The sequence below is a fragment of the Stieleria mannarensis genome (assembly GCF_014154935.1).
In the GTDB taxonomy this organism is placed as follows: domain Bacteria; phylum Planctomycetota; class Planctomycetia; order Pirellulales; family Pirellulaceae; genus Stieleria; species Stieleria mannarensis.
On record NZ_JACEHH010000034.1, the window covers coordinates 1 to 18,683 of the forward strand.

General features: G+C 60.6%; 13 protein-coding genes. 6 read left to right on the forward strand and 7 right to left on the reverse strand.

The features are described 5' to 3' along the window. The coding region (locus tag H1B37_RS21505; protein ID WP_182868732.1) for a DUF2341 domain-containing protein at positions 1–5,319 on the reverse strand (5,319 nt) is incomplete at its 3' end. A 307-nt stretch (positions 5,320–5,626) separates the two neighbouring features. Between H1B37_RS21505 and H1B37_RS21510 the strand changes: the two genes are divergently transcribed. Together H1B37_RS21510 and H1B37_RS21515 are read left to right on the forward strand one after the other, a co-directional pair. After that, positions 5,627–7,093: a sulfatase family protein gene (locus H1B37_RS21510; protein WP_220498309.1), complete on the forward strand. Its 1,467-nt coding sequence runs from the start codon at positions 5,627–5,629 to the stop codon at positions 7,091–7,093. Between the two features lie 327 nt (positions 7,094–7,420). Beyond that, complete coding sequence (locus H1B37_RS21515) at positions 7,421–9,109, forward strand: L-lactate permease (protein WP_182868733.1); 1,689 nt, start codon at positions 7,421–7,423, stop codon at positions 9,107–9,109. 131 nt (positions 9,110–9,240) lie between these two features. Here the strand turns inward: H1B37_RS21515 and H1B37_RS21520 are convergent, their stop codons facing one another. Both H1B37_RS21520 and H1B37_RS33420 read right to left on the reverse strand, forming a co-directional pair. Then, positions 9,241–9,810, reverse strand: a complete 570-nt coding sequence (locus H1B37_RS21520) for a hypothetical protein (RefSeq protein WP_182868734.1) — start codon at positions 9,808–9,810, stop codon at positions 9,241–9,243. Next, positions 9,807–9,965: a hypothetical protein gene (locus H1B37_RS33420; RefSeq protein WP_220498310.1), complete on the reverse strand. Its 159-nt coding sequence runs from the start codon at positions 9,963–9,965 to the stop codon at positions 9,807–9,809. Before H1B37_RS33420 ends, H1B37_RS21520 begins: the two co-directional genes overlap by 4 nt. A 59-nt stretch (positions 9,966–10,024) precedes the next feature. On the opposite strand from H1B37_RS33420, the gene H1B37_RS21530 reads away from it, so the two are divergent. Together H1B37_RS21530 and H1B37_RS21535 are read left to right on the forward strand one after the other, a co-directional pair. After that, positions 10,025–10,759: an ABC transporter ATP-binding protein gene (locus H1B37_RS21530; RefSeq protein ID WP_182868736.1), complete on the forward strand. Its 735-nt coding sequence runs from the start codon at positions 10,025–10,027 to the stop codon at positions 10,757–10,759. 5 nt (positions 10,760–10,764) lie between these two features. Next, positions 10,765–12,444, forward strand: a complete 1,680-nt coding sequence (locus tag H1B37_RS21535; protein WP_182868737.1) for a hypothetical protein — start codon at positions 10,765–10,767, stop codon at positions 12,442–12,444. Positions 12,445–12,594: 150 nt separating this feature from the next. On the opposite strand, the gene H1B37_RS21540 is transcribed toward H1B37_RS21535, so the two are convergent. The 4 genes from H1B37_RS21540 to H1B37_RS21555 form a co-directional block, all read right to left on the reverse strand. Next, positions 12,595–13,359, reverse strand: coding sequence for an OmpA family protein (locus tag H1B37_RS21540; protein ID WP_286178003.1), 765 nt, complete (start codon positions 13,357–13,359; stop codon positions 12,595–12,597). A gap of 330 nt (positions 13,360–13,689) precedes the next feature. Continuing rightward, positions 13,690–14,169 carry a hypothetical protein gene (locus H1B37_RS21545; RefSeq protein ID WP_182868739.1) on the reverse strand — a complete coding sequence of 160 codons (480 nt, stop codon included), beginning with the start codon at positions 14,167–14,169 and terminating at the stop codon, positions 13,690–13,692. After that, a complete protein-coding gene (locus tag H1B37_RS21550; RefSeq protein WP_182868740.1) occupies positions 14,166–15,566 on the reverse strand; it encodes an AAA-type ATPase lid domain-containing protein in 1,401 nt (466 codons plus the stop codon). The genes H1B37_RS21545 and H1B37_RS21550 overlap by 4 nt, the downstream gene beginning before the upstream one ends. Before the next feature lie 177 nt (positions 15,567–15,743). Continuing rightward, positions 15,744–16,067: a calmodulin-binding protein gene (locus H1B37_RS21555; RefSeq protein WP_145391325.1), complete on the reverse strand. Its 324-nt coding sequence runs from the start codon at positions 16,065–16,067 to the stop codon at positions 15,744–15,746. Between the two features lie 395 nt (positions 16,068–16,462). On the opposite strand from H1B37_RS21555, the gene H1B37_RS21560 reads away from it, so the two are divergent. Further along, a complete protein-coding gene (locus H1B37_RS21560) occupies positions 16,463–17,905 on the forward strand; it encodes a hypothetical protein (RefSeq protein ID WP_286178004.1) in 1,443 nt (480 codons plus the stop codon). Between the two features lie 100 nt (positions 17,906–18,005). Beyond that, positions 18,006–18,680 (forward strand): DUF3299 domain-containing protein, encoded by a 675-nt coding sequence (locus tag H1B37_RS21565; protein WP_182868741.1) that lies wholly within the window; start codon positions 18,006–18,008, stop codon positions 18,678–18,680. Positions 18,681–18,683: the final 3 nt, after the last annotated feature.

Sequence of the window (18,683 nt, forward strand, 5' to 3'; positions counted from 1 at the left end):
TTGATCGACGAACGTCAGCACGTCCTGGCCGTTTGCGTAGTTGCCGCTGATCTGAACGACGGCCGATTCCAAATCTGTGTCGTCGACGTCACTCAGGGTCAGCGTAGACGTGATCGCGACAGCGCCATCGTTTTCAGTGTAGGCCAGCGTTGTGCCTTCGATCGACGCTTCGACTGGCGAGTCGTTGACCGCCAGCACGTTCAAATTCGCCGAATCGGTCGTGCTGCCGTAGGCGGTCGAGCCTCCATTGGTGGACACGTCGACTGCGGCAGTTCCGCTGGGGTTGCCGTCGCTCGTGTCCCAGGCCCGGAAGGTGATGTCTCCCGAGGGACCGGAATAATCCGCAGCGGGGACAAATCGGATCTTTGCCGAACCGTCTAACAACACCGCACTGCTATTGCTGACCGAACCGAAATTCGTCCAGCCGCCTCCCGCGTCGTATTGCCAAGTCCCATTCGTGTCGTCCACGCCGATCACCGCGATCCCTTCGACCGCACCGCTGTCGGCATCGGTGATTCGATCCCCACCGGCCGACGCGACGATGGCTGCAACGGTGTCACCGACCGGATTCAAATCGTCTTCGTTGATGTCGCTCAGCGTCAGGTTTTCCGTTTCCGCCGAGCCGAGCGAGAAGAACGCACTCGGGTTATCTTGGCTGGCGAAGGACGCTTGGATCCAATCCTGTGAACGAACGAGATTCGACACGCGGATTTCATCCATCATTCCGTCGAAGTACCGCGTTGCACGATCCGGATTGCCGCCCCACAGCCAGTCGGCCGGGTCGGCGAGTATCGTCCAGGTCGTCGCCAGCGTGTCCGAAGTGAACGACATCGCCACGCCATCGACGTAGATCTCGACCTCTTTGCTGGCGAAGTCTTGGGTCAGTGCAACGTGATGCCAGACTCCGTTGGTGTACGGGCTCGACCCCAAAACGTAGTTCGGATCGGTGCCGCCTTCGGGATAATAGAAGTGATCGCCGCTTCCATTGGATGCCCATTCATAACCATCTTTGGAACCGGTCGTGAATCGGTTGCTGGACGTCATCAGGATCTGGTGATCGCCGTCGGCGACGTTGTCCCAATTGACCCACACTTCGATCGTCGCCGTCGACGCCGTGCTGTCCAGGCTGGCACTATCGTTGATGCGGATCAGGTCGTCCACTTCGTCGAAATCGAGCCCGCCGCCGATTTTGGCGGTCACCAGATCCGAAGCATCCATCGTTCCTTCGGTTGTCCCGTCGTTGTTGTTGGCGGTACTGTCGTTGATCTCGCCTGGCGTTCCGTCCGGTGAATCGTTCAAGTGCCAGACACCTTGGAATCCGCTGTTCCAGACGTTGACGACGTCTTGCTGGTTGGTGGCCGCGGCGTTGCCGTAGTACAGATACAGACGCGAGTCTTGGGAGGCCGACAGGTCTGTTTTGACCCAAGCGAATAATTCGCCGGTTGCGGAAGTAAACAATTCGACTTCATGGGCCAACTTGGTCGTCCCGTCGCCGGCGGTAAACAGAATGTCATCGGCGTCGGCTTGGGCGAATGCCGCCAGATCGGCATCGGTACCTAAATGGACCAAGAGGGGGAATCCGACCAGATCCTCAGTGACTTGGCCCGCACTGACCAGGATCTCTTTTCGATAGCCCCAATCGCTGTCAAACCAAGCGGCGATGTCGGGTGCGTCGTTGGCGGCGGCGACATTGATGGTTTTCTGTGCGGCGTTGCTGGTTCCGCTGTCACCATCGGTCAAAACAAAGTCAACGGTACGTGGGGCCGTCGAAGGATTGTCCGACGCGTTGAAGTAGGCGATTTGCCGGCCGATGGCTTGAACAATCGCGGGGGTGCTGTTTGCGTTGAAGGTGATCACCAGATCCGACCCCGCGGTACCACCGACCCACGTCCCGACGTCGATGCCTGCGTGGCGGATCGTGTTTCCGACAACCGTCACCGATCCGCCATCGACGACCAACAACTGATCATTCGCGGTGCTTCCTGCGGAGACCGAAACCGTCAACGTGCCGGTATCAAAATCGGTACTGTAGGGATCCGTTGCGGTGAAGCCGCTGTCGATCAATGCCGGAGCGGTATTTTCCGTGAACGCGGTCGCGCCACCGGTTGTGGCAATCACCGGGTCATCATTGATCGTGATGGTGACGGTGGCGACGTTGGAATCCAGGCTGCCGTCGTTGGCCTGGTAGGTGAACGAATCGATGCCGTTGAAGTTCAGGTTGGGCGTGTAGGAGAATGATCCGTCGGCGTTGATGCTGAGGGTCCCGTTGCTGGGACCGGTGACGACAGTCGTGTTGACACTGAGGGGGCGACTGTCCACGTCGGAGTCATTCTGCAAGACGCCGGCGTGTGCGAGGTCTTGAACTTCTCCGGCCGAAAGGGCGGTGTCATAGATGCGAACGTCATCAATCTGGCCGCTGAAATAGCGTGTCGCTGCACCGGGCTTTCCGATTTGCAGGTTCCCCCAAGCGGAACGATCGTTTTGAATTCCCGTGTCGGTCCCCTCCAACACGCCATCGACATACAACGAGGCGCTGAACACACCGCCTCCCAAATCGGTCACCGTCACCGCGGCGTGATGGAAATTCGTGGTGTCGGTGAAGTTAGAATTCGAGACAATGTAGATCGGGTCGGCTCCATTGGCCGGCACGTCATAACCCAGGAAAAAGACGATTTTGTCGGATTGATTGTAAGTCCCGATGGTCAGCCCCATCTCCGCTTCGGCCGATGTTCCCGGTGCCGATCCGTATCCATTGCCTCCGCTATAACCCTGCCAAAGGATGTGCTGTTGTCCCGAGGTCGTTGTGGTTTGGAACCAGGCGGACAGGGTGAAACTGTTGGCCGACTGGGCCACGGTGCTGGTGGTCGCGACGTAGTCGGTCGATCCGTCGAAGGTCAGCGCACCGGAACCGACGTAGCCGGTCGTCCAGGTCGGATCGTCCGTGTCCGCGGCGGCCGTTGCACCAAGGGTGGCGTCGTTGCCCACCGATCCCGAATCGACGGTGGTCTGTCCGCTACCCTCATCGAATTGCCACCAGTTGGCCAGGTTGTTCGTGGTCGGGCCGACGACCAACGTCGTGTTGACGCTGGTGGAATAGACGTCATCGCTGGCGACCGGCGCGGTGTTGGTGACCGTGACAGTTTGGGCGAACTCCGACGTGACCGCGAAGCTGTCAAAGCTGACATTGGTTTCGGTTGCGGTCGCGCTGACGATCTCGCCATCAAGCACGTTGGCAGTCAGCGTCGTATTGATCGTGGCATTCCCCGAGCCGTCGGTCGTCACGTTCAAGTAGCCCAAGTAGCGTTTTCCTTCGCCGTACCCGGTTCCGTCACCCGTGGCACTGGCAAAGAATTCGATACGGTAGTAGCTGTTGGCCAGGGCGTTAATTGAACCGACGATGTTGACGTCGGTGCTGGAGGTCATTTGAACCGAAGTCAGGACCGGGAAGTTTTGTAGGTCGTTGGCCCCGGTATCCGCATCGTTGACGTCGTTGCTGCTGGTCCCGTCGTCGCCCAGGTCGATGCCCAGGCCCGTATTGTCGTGGATCGAATTTCCGAGGATGGCGGCTTCAGACGCCCCGGTGACTGAAACGCCATCGAGCCCGTTGCCGGCGATCACGTTTCCGGCCCCGGCCGCGGTTCCCCCGATCAGGATGCCCGTGCCGCCGGCAAAATCCGACACGGCGATCCCGTGGCCGGAATTGCCCAGCAGCGAGGTGCCATCGGCTTCGGTTCCGATCAGGTTACCCTGGATGGTGATGTTGGTTCCCTCGGCGATGATGCCCCAGGAATTGTTCCCCGAGATCAGATTTCCTTCGCCGGCATTCGTTCCGCCGATCGTCGTGTCGTCACCGCCGGCCAAGATCCCGCCCCAGTTGCCGACCCCGGCTTGTCCGTTGCCGATCGCGACCGTGCCGGTCGCGTCCGTTCCGATGTAGTTGCCTTGGATGACGGTGCCGGTGACGCCCGGGTCGATGTCGATGCCTTCGTCGCCGTTGCCGGAGATCACGTTGCGATCGGCGGCGGTCGATCCACCGATTGTGGTGTTGTTTCCTTGGACGGCAATCCCGTCGCTGCCATTTTCCTTCCCCGCACCGGCATCGGTCCCATCGGCGGCCAAACGCCCGATGTAATTGCCCACAATCACGTTGTTGTCCGAACCGGACTGGATCTCGATCCCATGGCCGTCCCAGGCGGTGATCACAAATCCGCGGATCGTGCTGCCGTCGGCGGTGGCCGAAAGACGAAATCCGTCATCCCCGACCCCGGCACTGCTGCCGTCGATGATGATCGCCGGTCGGTTGGAATTGGCGGCAAAACTGTCGTCGGTCGTCGCATCGATGTTGACCGCATCGGTGATCAACGGCAGCATCGTGGCCGGCGTGATCAGATGGGTGCCCGTGCCGGTGATGTTGAAGTCAATCGTATCCAGCCCCGCGTTGGCGTTCGCGTCGAGGATCGCTTGACGCAGCGAACCGGCACCGGAATCGTTGGTGTTGGTCACGGTGTAGGTCGCCAGGGTCCCTTCCCAGGCGGATCGTGCGACGAGAGAAAACGCCACCTCTGTCTGAATCGTTCCGATGCTGTACTCAAAATCCCAATCGCCACCGAGAGTCTCGTGACCGGTGGCGTCCTCACTGGCGGCGACGTCGCAATCGCACCAAGCGGCAAGCGTGTCGATCAGTGCGCGACCGTCCGTCGAACTGGCTAGGTCACATCCATAGATCAGCAAATCCGCATCGGCATCCAGAGCTCCGGCCCAGGAGGCGATTCTCTGGGAGTAGCCGTCTGCCGTGTCGATGTCCAATCGCGAATCGCCGAGCCGCAGCCCCCGCCCGTCGCCGTGGCTGACCAGATGAACCGCGTCGACACCGGAAAGACCGGCCAAGGAGCGGCTGATCTGGTCGATTCCGTCCTCGTCGCCGGAAAGTTCGATGACCAACCACTGTGTCGTCTGGTCGGCGTCCCCACGCAAGCCGTCGATCAGTGTGGCGGCATTTTCGACTCCGGCGTCCACGAAGACGACTTCGATCGGACGCTCCGGATCCAGCGGTGACGGGGCCGCAGCGTCGGTCGCCAGTTCGCCTTGAGCGGACGTGTCGAGGTTTCCGTCCTCCGGTGCCCGGTCAGGCAATCCATCGAAGGCATGCCCGTCTCCCTGCGGCTGATCCTCGGTCGCGATCAGTTCGATCAGCGCATCGAGGTACGCAACGTCAGCGTTCGCCCCGGCATCAAGTGTGTCCGGACCGTCGGCGCTGAGCAGGATGCGATCTTCGAGCGGATAAAAGTCGAAGACTCGGATGGGTGGTTTTACGGGCAATTGTGGCGTCTCGCCATCGCAGGATGAATCGTCGGATTCGGGCTCCTAGTGACGCTCCGCACCTACGGCGGCGCGGATTTCGATACTGGAAACCTAAGTCAGCCGATCGCGGGCTGCCGAATTTCACAGCAAGCAGGAGCACGATGAGGGAAATCCGGCAATGGCGGTTGCGCGGGATGAAGCGGCTGGCGGGGGGCGCGGGTTCGTCATCGCCTGATGGCGTTTCAACCCCCGTCCCTTTTTCTCTTTCGGATCCGGTTATGATGCGTGTCAGCCCCACTGACGACTCCATGCCCCGACGACATCCATGAAACGCTATCTCCTACTGTGCTGTCTGTTTTTCGCGGTTTCCGCCCAGGCCTCCGATCGCCCCAACATCGTCTTTATCCTGGCCGATGACATGGGATATGGCGATGTCCAAGCCCTGAATCCCGAGTCCCAGATCCCCACGCCGAATTTGGATCGATTGGCGGCCGAGGGCATGACGTTTACCGACGCCCACTCGCCGTCGGCCGTGTGCACTCCGACGCGCTATGCGACGCTGACCGGCCGTTATTGTTGGCGAAGCAAGTTAAAACGTGGCGTGCTGAACGGTTACGGAACGCCCTTGATCGAAACCGACCGTCCGACCGTCGCGTCGCATCTGAAACAACACGGTTATCACACCGCGGTGATCGGCAAGTGGCATCTCGGCCTCGGGTTTCAGAAAGACGCGAGCGGACAATGGGATTGGACACAGCCGCTGAGCTATTCGCCCGTCGATGCGGGATTCACCCAGTCACTGGTCATTCCCGCCTCGCTCGATTTTCCGCCCTACGTTTACATCGACGGTCACCAGATCACCGGCAAACCCGACCGCGTGCAGCCGGCCCGACCGTTCCCGGCGTATCTAAGAAAAGGAGAACTCGGCTCGGACTTTTCGATCGTCGATTGTTTGGACCAACTGACCGCAAAAGCTTCCCAGCACATCCGCTCGCGCGCCGATCAAGACGAACCGTTCTTTCTGTATTTCCCGCTGACCGCACCCCACAAGCCGGTTTTGCCGCATGGGCGTTTTGCCGGAAAGACGAAGCTCGGTCCTTACGGTGATTTCGTCACCCAGGTCGATTGGACGGTCGGACAAGTGATGGCGGCGATCGATGAAGCGGGACTCGCCAAAAACACGTTGGTGATTTACACCAGCGACAACGGATCGTTCATGAGGCGGCAAAGTGATGCCGGCCAGGTGGATCATGTCAGCGACGAATCGATCCAGGCGTACTATGAAGGCAACCACAAGGCCAACGGGCCTTGGCGGGGGACGAAGGCGGACATTTGGGAAGGCGGTCATCGCGTCCCCTTCTTTGCCCGTTGGACAGGCACGATCAAAGCCGGATCGCAGTGCGATCAACCGATCTGTCATGCCGACTTGTTCGCCACCGCGGCGGAGTTAGCGGGGACCAAGTTGCCGCCGGCCGATCAGGCCGCACCGGACAGTTTCAGTATCGCGCCGCTGCTGCACGACAAGCCGGACCAGTTTCGCCGCGCCCCCGTGGTCAACCATAGCGTCAACGGCACCTTCGCGATCCGCGACGGGAAATGGAAGTTGGTGTTCAGCGACGGCTCCGGCGGACGCGAAAAACCTTCCGGCAAGCCGTTCGGTACGCCGTGGCAGTTGTATGACCTGGACAGCGATCCGACCGAGTCAAAGGATCTGGCGGAGACGAATCGCGAGCTGGTGGAAAAACTGGGGGCGGAGTTGTTTCGGTTTTTGGCCGATGAGAAGAGTCGGTAGGGGATCGTGGTACCAGTCGTTGGTAAGTGATGAGCGAAGAAGTATCGATGATTCTACCCGTGGTCGTTCACCGTTTTCTCTGCACGTACCAGTCTTTATCAGTCGGGCTCCCCTCGCCCCGTTTCGGGGAGAGGGGCCGGGGGTGAGGGGCTTCGGTGAGGTGCACGGTGAGTGCGGTCTCAAGTCAATTCTCGCTGCCTGCCCCCTCATCCCCAGCCCTTCTCCCCCGCAAAGCCGGGGGAGAAGGGAGCCATCACGCATGTAAGCGAGTACGCTCTCCGCGGGTCAGGTGCAGATAGCTTTCGCACACACACTAGGGATCACACCATGGAAACCATCGCCCCGCTGCTCGCGTTCACGCCGATTCTTGTCGTTGCGGTGTTGCTGGTCGCCATGCGGATGCCGGCTTCTCGGGCGATGCCGATTGCGTATGTCAGTGTCGTGGTGCTGGCATACTTTGTTTGGAAGTTGGACACGGCGACGATTGCCGCGGCGTCGGTCAACGGATTGGTGGTCACCGCGCAGTTGTTGTTCATCATTTTCGGTGCGATCTTGCTGCTCAACACGCTCAGTGAAAGCGGCGGGCTGGCGGTGATCCGGCGGGGATTTACGGACATCACCCCGGATCGTCGGGTGCAAGTCATCTTGATCGCCTGGCTGTTCGGATCATTCATCGAAGGTAGCGCCGGCTTTGGGACTCCCGCGGCGGTCTGCGTGCCGCTGTTGGTCGGGCTGGGATTTCCGGCCAAATCGGCGGTCGTCAGTGGAATGCTGATCCAGTGCACGCCGGTGTCGTTTGGCGCGGTGGGAACACCGATCTTGATCGGCGTCAAGAATGGGCTTAGCGGCAGCGAATCGGTCGTCGCCTATGCCCGAGGCGAACTCGCCGCCGGTGAGGACATTTGGTCCACGTTGTTGCCGTTGGTCGGTGGACGCGTGGCGCTGGTCCACATGATTTGCGGGACGTTGATCCCCTTGTTTGTGGTGATCGTGATGACACGCTTTTTCGGGGCCAACCGTTCGTGGCGTGAAGGGGTTCGCATTTGGCCGTTTGCGTTGTTTGCGTCACTCTCGATGACGGTCCCGTCGACGATCATCGCCAACACGTTGGGGCCGGAGTTCCCGTCGCTGATCGGGGCGTTGGTGGGATTGTCGTTGACGGTTCCAATGGCCCGACGGGGCTGGCTGTTGCCACGCGAGCCGGCGTGGGAGTTTCCCGAGGCGTCCAACTGGCCGGCCAATTGGAACGGCGATGTCGACATTCGACTGAAGGACGCCGGACATGGCCTGTCCATCCTGCGGGCGTGGGTGCCGTATTTGATGATCGCAGTGTTGCTGGTGCTGACACGCTTGCCGTGGATTCCGCTCGGCCAGTGGCTCAAATCGGTCACGATTCCTACCGATTCGTCGCTGACGGCGAACCTTTTCGGATCGGCGATCAGCGTCAAGCCCGTTGCGCCGCTGTATCTGCCGGGCGCCCTGTTTGTGCTGGTTTGCTTGCTGACGATTCCGCTGCACCGGATGAGCAAACACGCGGTGGTCGATGCGACGACGCGATCGCTGCGGATGGTCGTTTCGGCATCACTGGCGTTGGTCTTTGCGGTCCCAATGGTTCAACTGTTTATCAACAGCAGCGGTGGTGAGGCGGGGTATGATTCGATGCCCAAGGTCCTGGCCGGCGGGGTGTCGTCGCTGGTCGGAGGAGCGTGGCCGTTGTTGTCGCCACTGGTCGGCGGGCTGGGGGCGTTCGTCGCCGGCAGCAACACGATCAGCAACATGATGTTTTCGCTGTTCCAATTTCAAGTCGGCCAAAACATCGCTGCCGATCCGATTTGGGTCGTCGCGTTGCAAGCGGTCGGCGGCGCGGCGGGCAACACGATTTGCGTTCACAACGTTGTTGCCGCCTGCGCCGTCGTGGGACTGGTCGGCCGCGAAGGCGACATCATTCGGATCACCGCGCTGGTGTTTTTATATTACGTCGCCGTTGCGGGAGTGATCGGGATGATCGTGGCGTAGCACGTCTGCGTCCGCTTCGCGCGGGTCACGCACAAAGGGGACGGGGGTTGATTCCCGGGAATCAACCCCCGTCCCCTTTTTTTCGCGGGGGCGGTCAATGTTTGGACGACCGGCTGAAAGCCTCTACTGCATCATGCGACGAGGGCTCGCGCGAAGTCTTGATAGCGGCCGCCGGCAAATGCGGCCTCTTTGGGAATAAACAGAAACAGGTCTCGATCGACCACCACGATCATCCCTTTTCGCGTTCGTATCGGACGAGTTTGATTCAAGGGCACCGAAAACAAGCCTTGGGGGCCGGACCAGCCGAGCACGCGATCTTTGACGACGACCGAGAGTCCCGCACCATCCACGAAGCCGTGTGCGGTGAGTTCTGCCCTGACGGTCTTGCGCACCGACAGGATCAAACTCAGGTAGACGACCGTCGCCAGCCCCATCACCGCGAGTTCACGCAATACCAAGGGAACCGGGAGTTGCACCATTGTTCCGGTCGGCAGGGGTAACGAAGACGCGTCAACCGCAACCAAAAGCGACAGTGCGATCATCACAAAGGATGCCAACGTCAAACGCCCGCCGCATCGATAGAGCAAAAATTTTGACTCCGCAAATCGCAGTTGTCGTGCCGTCACAAGGAACTCCGCCGCGGCGTCCGCCTCATCACCCACGTTTGGAGTCTCGACCGGGGCGCGATAGGGATTGGTCATTGGGATTCAAACCGGGCGATGGCGGTGTCCAGTTCGGTTCGGATCCCGAGGGTCTGGCACCAGTGATTCAAGTACTCGCGATCGATTTCCGCTGCGTGCAATTCCAAAAGCTCCTGGAAGTCGGCTTGGTCGATCTCAGCCGACACATCGCCCAAGCGTAACCTAACCTTTCAGCAGCCTGTATGCCCACGCCCCTTAAAAACTGCAAAACCCGATGCTCCGCTGCCACGAGCTCCGCAAACTGTACGAAGATCATTTGGCCGTCGACGGGGTTTCTTTTTCGCTCGAACCCGGAAACATTGGCGGTTTGGTGGGGCCCAACGGGGCCGGGAAAACCACCACGATGCGTTGTCTGGCCGGATTAATCCCTGCGACCGACGGCAGCCTTTGTGTTGCGGGCTGTGACCTGTCCGGCGGTGACCCGAAGACGCTGATGGAACTGAAACGGCGACTGGCCTATGTCCCCGATGACCCGCCGTTGTTTGACGACTTGACCGTTGCGCAACACCTGGAGTTCATCGGGCGGATTTACGACGTGCCGAACCATCGCACCAAAGCGGCCGAGTTGCTCGACTACTTTCAGCTGGGCGACAAGATCAACAACGGCGCGACGACGCTGTCGCGGGGCATGCGACAAAAGCTGGCGATTTGCTGCGCGTATCTGTATGACCCCGCCGTGTTGTTGTTGGACGAACCGATGACGGGGCTGGATCCGCCGGGGATTCGCCGGCTATTGGAATCGATCAAACAGCGAGCCGCCGCGGGCGCGACGATCATCATTTCCAGTCACCTGCTGGCGATGATCCAAGATGTCTGCACGCATCTGATCGTCATGCAGCACGGCAAACTGCAGTACTTCGGTGACGTCGACCAGCTGCGTGCGGAATTCCCCGGCGCCCAATCTCTTGAACAAGCCTACTTTGAAGCGACCGCCGCGATGGCCGTTTGATTCCCATGTCGTCTCCCCACAAACACCTGAGCTGGCTGACGTTGCGACGCAGCCTGTTTCGATTCCGGCGTGCCGCCGACCGCATGCGTTCGCCACGGCGGATTGTGGCGTCGGCGATCGCCGTGATCTTTCTGTGCGTCTACGTCTTGAACGGCTTCTTGATCTTGGCGTCTCGGCGGACCGCGGATCCCGAATCGCTGCGGCTGTGGCTGTCCGGCGGCATGGTGCTGTACCTGATCTATCACGCGGTGCGTTGCGTGTGGACGGAAAAGCAGGTCGACATGGAATACACCGATGCGGAAAAACTGTGGCTCGGCGGCGCCCCGCTGAAACGGTCGACGGTGGCGGCGTACAAGGTCAACACGGTGTTCTTCTCCGCGCTGTTGAAGACGTTCTTCCTGGTCGTTGCATTGGCGCCGGACGTGCAACATGCGGGCCTGCTGGCGACCGGTGTGTTTGCCGCACTGGTCCTGCTGGAAACGGTGCGAATGATTTGGCAGCGTCTGGTCAGCGGACTGTCACGCCGTCACCTGGTCGGGGCTCGTGTGGCGCTCTCGGTGATCGCGTTTGCGGCGATTCTGCAGTTCTTCGGACAATTGGCCGCGATCACGCCCAGCGGGTCGCAGCCGGGGGTTTACGTGTTGAACAGTTTTCGCGCGATCGGAGGCGTCGCATCGAGTGACGCCATTCAATGGCTGGCGATCGGCTGGCGTCCGGCCGCCTTGTTGGCGACAACCGTCGAGATCACCAGCCACACGGCGGTGCAGATGTTGGCGTCGGTGATGCTGGTGCCGTTTGCAATCTTCACACTTGTTCGCGTCGACGGTTGGGCCGCAGCGGCAATCCTTGATCGCGAGAAAGCACGGTTGCGCTCGGGTGACTTTCATGGGCCTTCGACTGACCAAGCAGGGCGTGCCGGCGAGCTGACCGAAGATCGGTTGGCCGATCGCATCGAAAGCATCCTGCCGCAGCGGATGCGTGACTCGGTCGCGTTGGTTTGGCGACAAGCACTTTCGATCCGCCGCTACTACGGAACAATCCTGTTCAGTTTCCTGGTCCCGACGCTGCTCTGTCTGTCACCACTGTTGACCGGCCGGATGGGGAATCAATGGGCGTTTGTTATCGCCGGGATCGCGCTGTGCACGATGCTGCTCGCTCCGCCGGCGCTGCGGTTAGACTTTCGACGCGATCTGAAACGGATGTTGTTGCTGCGGTCCTTGCCGCTGCGGCCGATCCAGGCGGTGCTGGGGCAGTTAACCTTGCCGATCTTGATCACCGTGACGTTTCAATGGACCACGCTGGGGATCGCCGCATCAGTCTGTGGCCCCGGTTGGCCCCAACTGATCGGCTGGGGCGGCATGTTGTCGGCGCTGGCGGTATTCACCTTTGCAACCGAAAACGCATTGTTCCTGGCCTACCCGCACCACGAACACGCCCAGGGGTTCGCAATGGTGGTGCGAGCCAACGTGATGTTTCTGGGCAAGGCGACGTTGATCGCCGCGGCGGTCGGCGCGTTGTTGGTCTGGGTGTCGATCTGCCAATCCCTATTTAGCGCTCCGTTGTCGGTTCCCGTTTACGTCACCGGCGCCGTCGCAGCCACTTGGACGTTGGCGGTCGGTGCGATGATGGTGACCGCCTGGTGCTGGCGTCGATTCGACATCTCCGCCGATCTGCCGCCGGAGTAGCGGGAGTTGGGAGTTGGGAGTTGGGAGTTGGGAGTTGGGAGTTGGGAGTTGGGAGTTGGGAGTTGGGAGTTGGGAGTTGGGAGTTGGGAGTTGGGAGTTGGGAGTTGGGAGTTGGGAGTTTCAAATTCCAGGTTCCAACTTGAAACTTGATTAAAACGTTTCGGGGTAGATGACCAGTTCGATGCGTCGGTTGGCTGCGCGTCCGGCGGCCGAGGCGTTGGGTTGCAGGGGACGGTTGGCACCTTGGGCGACGATAAAGAACTGTCCCAGCGGCATGCCGGCTCGACGGGTCAGCATGTCCAGGACGGCCGAGGCCTGTGCCGAGGCGAGTTGGTGGCTGGCCGCGGCGCCGCCGGCCATCGCTTGGGCGTTGTCGGTGTAGCCTTCGATCCCGATCCGTTGACGTGGGAACAGACTGCGCAATTGCGCCGCGACCGGGTCAAGCACCTGCGTGGATTGCTGAATCAACTGGGCCGTGCCCGGGGTGAACAGCTGGTCGCTGGGGATGGCGATCCGAATCCGATCGCCATCCTGCCGAACGGGTAACCCGCCGAGGTTCAGTTGCGAGGCGAGTCGGCTGAGGTTGGTGTTGGGCTGGATCGACGCCCCGCCACGCATCTGCGTCGACGCTTGGAATCCACGGACCTTGTTTTCTGCCTCGCGTGCGGCGATCGATGCGGTTTCCAGCTTCTGGTTGGTGTCGGCAAGCTGTTTGCGAACGAGGTCGAGTTCCTCGCGATAGACCTGGGCCTGCTGTTCACTTTGCGCCAGTTGCGTGTGCAATTGGCGATTGTTGTCGTCAAGCAACTGAACCCTTCGAGTCAGTTCGGCCAAGCGTGAGTCGTTCGGATTGATGCCTTGCTGCGAGATCGACGGGCCGACGGAGGTGGGCGGATAGGTGGTCGGCCCGGCCATGTACGGGTTTTGATTGCATCCAGCGACCGCGAGTATCGCAAAGGCGATACCCAAGCCACTGAAACGACGTCCTTTTCTCCGATCCCACACCGCTCGAATCATCCTGATTGGGGTTTCGAGGGCGGCATCCGCGCCACCCATCGTGCCCTACAGATAGGGGTCTAGCGGAGCTGCGGCAAGATCAATCGTCAAGTTGAGCCGAAATGGCGAATTTTTGAAATTGGATGGGGATGCTGGCGACGGGGTGATTTTGGTTAAGAAATGGGGTGGTCAAAAAATGGGGTGGCTGTTCGCGACGCGAGGTTCACGCAAATACATTTTTTGACCAACTCATTTTTTGACCAACCGCCTCGTTCTAGCGAAGCGTCTGTGGACGAGTTTTGCATAAACGGCCAGATCGAGGGGATCATGCAACACGGCTGCCGCGCCGAGTTCCATCATCCGCAGGGCCAAACGCCTCGATTGAAGCCGGCTGAGATCGTCGATCGCAGCCAACTGCAACACGTCGGGGCGGGCGACGCCGATCTGAGCGATGTGCAGCGCGATCGCCGGCGCATTCTCGGTGGCGACTTCCCAGAGAATGACCAAGTCTCGGTGGGCGGATAGCTGGGCGCGTATTCCCGCGGCATCGAGTGATTGGACGTGGAACATCCGCTCGCCCGACTCGGCACGGTCGGTCGAATCGGGCGTCGGATGGTGCTGAAATGGTCCGACAAACCGCTTTGCCGCGTCGCCCCATCGGCGGCCCGACTCGCAGACCCACAAGGGAACGGTGGGGATCGTCAACGCGGCACCGTGGGGGTGTTTCACGGTTGATCTCCTTCGCCGATCGATTCCAGCTTCCGCAGCAAGCGGGCACGCGAGATATTCAACCGCCGCGCCGCTTCGGCCCGATTGCCGTCGCTCGTTTCCAAGGCCTCGCGAATCAGATCCGCTTCGAACTCGGCCACGGCCTGGTCCAGATCGATCGCTTGCTGTTGCTTCGGCACGGTTTCGTTGGGCCGGTAGGATCGGATCGCAAGCGGCAGATGTTCCAGCCCGATGACTTGCGCGGGACAAGCCCGTGTCGCGTGTCGAATGGCCTGGTCCAGTTCGCGAAAGTTGTCCGGCCAGGGATAGATCACGATCGCATCGAGCGCGGCGCGGGAGAATCGATCCGCGACGCCGTCGCCCCCGGCCCGCCGTCGATCCAGCATGGCGGTGGCGATCATCGGCAGATCGGCGACTCGATCGCAAAGCGGGGCCAGGCGAATGGTCAGTCCACAGAGTTGGTCGGCCAGCGGCGCCGCAATTCCGACCGGCAGCGATTGGTCGAGGGCGTAGTCGAGATCGGGATTCGGTTCCGCGGCAGCGTCGCCGGCGATTTCAGCATCGTGGTCTGCGATCGCGATCAGCCGCAGGCGTGGATCGAATTGGCGTAGATGTTCCCCCAGCCGCAGTTGAGCCTCCAGCGGCATCTGATCGAGGTCTTTGACGATCGCGGACGCCTTTGCCGTTTCGGAATCGGCCAAGTGGGCGATGGCAGCGGCAAGACTCGCGTCCAGCAATTCGGGATCCATCAGCGGACCGTCGATCGTGGCATGGGGTTCTCCGGCCGCCGAGCTTTGGTGCAACGAGACGGCCAGGGATTCGGCCAGGCAGCCCGGCGGGGACAGGATCAGCAGATCGCTACGGACCGAACCGGCCAATCGCGTTTGTTTTTGAAGCCGTTGGGCCGTGCGGGACGATCCGACCAGCACTCCTTGGGCGATCGATTCGTGATGCCGACGCCAGCGATCGAGTTCCCGACGCAGCACCACCGCGGCGTCGATGACGGGGTCGGCAAGGTGGTCGTTGAAGCTGCCCGCCACGGCCAGTGTGACGGCTTCGTCGGCAGGCCCCAGACGCACGAACCGTGTGTCCATGGCCGCGATCCGCCGCGCTTTTGCACCGCGAAAGGTGGGCTGGACCAACAGCGATGCCGTTCCGTTGTTGGCGAACCCCGGCGGCGGCGCCAGCGACGCGGCCAAGAAGTCCAACGGGTCGTCGGTGATGCTGGATCCGGCGACACAACGTCGGCCGATCAGCGATTCCGGTTCGACGGTCAGCCAATCGCCGACCGCCGCGGAAAGAAAGACCAAACATCCGTCCGGGCCGATCACCCAGAACGGCGCACCGGCTTTGTCGATCAGACGACTGAATGGACGAATCTTGGTGCTGTTGGCCATCAAATCCAGGATAACGGAATTCGCCGCGATTTTGGCTGACAGGCCTCGGCCGTGGGATGGGCTTCCAGCCTGTCAAACGTAGCTACCTTCGCCAGAAGGTGGATCACCGGCGGTTTCCACGCTCTGGCGAGCGTCGCTACGTCGGATTCGTGTGATCCTGGGATTGGCGCGATCCCGTTAAAACACGTCCAGGATGAAGTGGTGGCCGCTATGGTAGCGGCGGCTGCTGGGGTAATAGTTGTGCCACTTTTTGTTGTAGACCGGGATTCGCATCTCCGGCGGATAACGGTGGTACATGCTATCGGCGCTACGATAGTATTCCTGGCCCCAGAAATTCTGGGGGTAATACACGTAGGGATAGTGATAGAATCGGTTCCAGTCGCGCGTGCTGGCGCTGCCGCCCCAAGCTTGGCCGAACGCGCGCTGGTCGGCCGACGCGTCGCCGGCCAGAGTGAAGGCCGATGCCACCAAAACGGCGGCGATGATCAACTGACGAAGCATTCCTGCTCTCCCCCCTTGTCGGCCGGTGTGCGACGCGCTGAACAAGGCGTCACGGATCGGCTCGGTTGATTGGTCGTTTCAAAAGTGTCCGCCGACGCCCAAAACTTACGGGTGCGTTGGACAACCGGCTCCTGGGCGGAAAGCCCGGATCTTCGGTCGTATCGGCAAAGATGGCTGGATGGGTTGAGTCGATCGTGCCGGGATTTCCTGGAGAAACGATTTGAGGCTTCTCACCGGGGGTATTTAGCACCTATTATTGAACTGCCAGCATCGAAGTCCCAGCCATGCCGCATTGCTCCACTCCAACCCACCCGATCCGAATGCGCCCCTCCCCACGCCTGCCCCGCCGTCTGCAGCATCACATTGAAGCGTTCCTTTTGTCGGTCAGCGGAAGATTGACGATTCGCAAAACTTTTTCGGTTCCGAGGTTTCCGGCCGCCGCATTGTTGTTGCTGGGATTGGTCGCGGCCCCGTGGTCGGCCGCGACGGCGTGTCCGTTCTGCGAATCGGTCCAGCAAACCATCCGCCAGCAATCGTTGACCATGGACGCGGTCGTGATCGCATCGAGCCTGGACGGCGAAACGACGCGAAATCTGACCACCGGCGTGGTGAAGATGAAGATCGAAAAAGTGATCAAGGGATCCGAGCACGTCAAAGTCGGCCAGGAAGTCGACGCGATTTATTACGGCAAGGTCGAAGTCGGGCGGCGTTTCTTGCTCTCCGGCGTCGACCCGCCCAACCTGCAGTGGTCCTGTCTGCCGGTCAGCGAGCGTGCCGAGGAGTACATCGTCAAAGCGAGTCAGATCGAAGATGACCCGGTCAAGCGACTGCGTTTCTTTCGCCACTACTTGGAAGACGAAGAAGCGTTGATTTCACGCGACGCCTACGACGAATTCGCATCGACGCCCTACGACATCATCCAACAGATCGGTCCCGAGATGGATCGCGATCAGTTGATTCATTGGGTCAAACAGCCCGAAATCGGTGCCGACCGCAAACGGTTGTACTTCACGATGCTCGGCGTCTGTGGCAGCAAGGACGATTTGCCGATGCTGGAAGAAATGCTTCGCAATCCGGCCAAGAGTGTCACCGGTGGTTTGGACGCGTTGATCGCCTGCTATTTGACCTTGGCCGGCGAATCGGGACTGCCGCTGATCGACGAGTTATTTATCGACAATCACAAAGCGCCGTTCCCGCAAAGCTATGCCGCGATCATGGCGATCCGCTTCCACGGCACCGACGGCGGAGTGATCCCACGAAGCGCGCTCGTTGAATCGCTGCACAAGATTCTCGACCGCAGCGAATTGGCCGACATGGTGATTCCGGACTTGGCCAAATGGAACGATTGGAGTCAGATCGAGCGTCTGAAGACGCTGTTCAAGGAAGCCGAGAAAGACAAGAACTGGCTGCGGGTGCCGGTCATCAACTACATGCGCGCCTGTCCACTGCCCGAAGCCGCGGCGGCGATCGAGGAATTGGAAAAGATCGATCCCGAAGCGGTCCGCCGGGCCAAAACCTTCTTCCCGATTCCCGTCCCGGTGCGAGCGAAGCCGTCCGAGGAAGCGACGTCACAGTTGGTTCCGGCTGTCAAATCGATCAAGCGAGGGACGCGGTTTGCCGCGGTTGGCCCCGTTTCCGGGGGGCCGGTCGGCATGGTTCCTGCTGGAATGAGGGGCGAATCGGCGGGGGGCGACACTCTGGGCAATCAGGCAATCCTGGCCCAGCAAGCGAACCCTTGGGACCTGGGATACGTAATCACGGTCGCCTTGGCGACGATCGTCTTGGCCCTGTTCCTGGTCTTGACCGGTGGCCCCGCGACCGGGGTCAAGGTGGCGTGAGCGTCCCGCCGTGTGCGTGACTGGCTCGCGTGCAACTCCGGCGACAGGCGGGAAGTCTCTCCCACCCGTTCGTTCCCAACCAACTTGCCGCAACCCATCGATGGCTACTGATCTTCAAATGTCGTCGTCCGCCGATGAGGTGGACTTTCCCTATCGGGCGCTCAGCCGCAGCGCGATCACGTCGACCTTGCTGTTTGTCGTCGCGCTCTTGGGTCTGATCCCGCCGTTTGAGGCGTTGCTTTCCCTGGCGATCCTGGGCGTCTTGTTTGCGTTGTTGTCGGTCCGTTCGATCCGCCGCTATCCCAACGAGTTCAGCGGCCTGGGATTGGCAAAATTTGCCGTGGCCGCCAACGCGTTGTTGTTGATCGGCGGCATCGGCATGCACACCTACGTGTACCTGACCGAAGTCCCGCCGGGACACGTTCGCGTGCCGTTCTACAAATTGAAGTTCGACGCCGAACCGGACCGGCCCACCGAAACGGCGTTTGAGATCGACGGCAAAGACGTGTTCATCAAGGGCTACATCCATCCGTCCAGCGGCGGCGGCATGCTGCGACAATTCGTCTTGGTCGGCGATTTGGGGACCTGCTGTTTCGGCGGGCAACCCAAAAGCAGCGAGATGGTCGAAGTCACGTTGACCGGCGGCCAAACGATCGAAGGCGGTATGACGCGGCGTAAATTGGCCGGCAAATTCTCACTCAACCGAGTCCCTAAAAAACAAGCTGATTTTGACAACGCGGTGTTCTACCGGTTAAAAGGGACAAGAGTGAATTAAGCG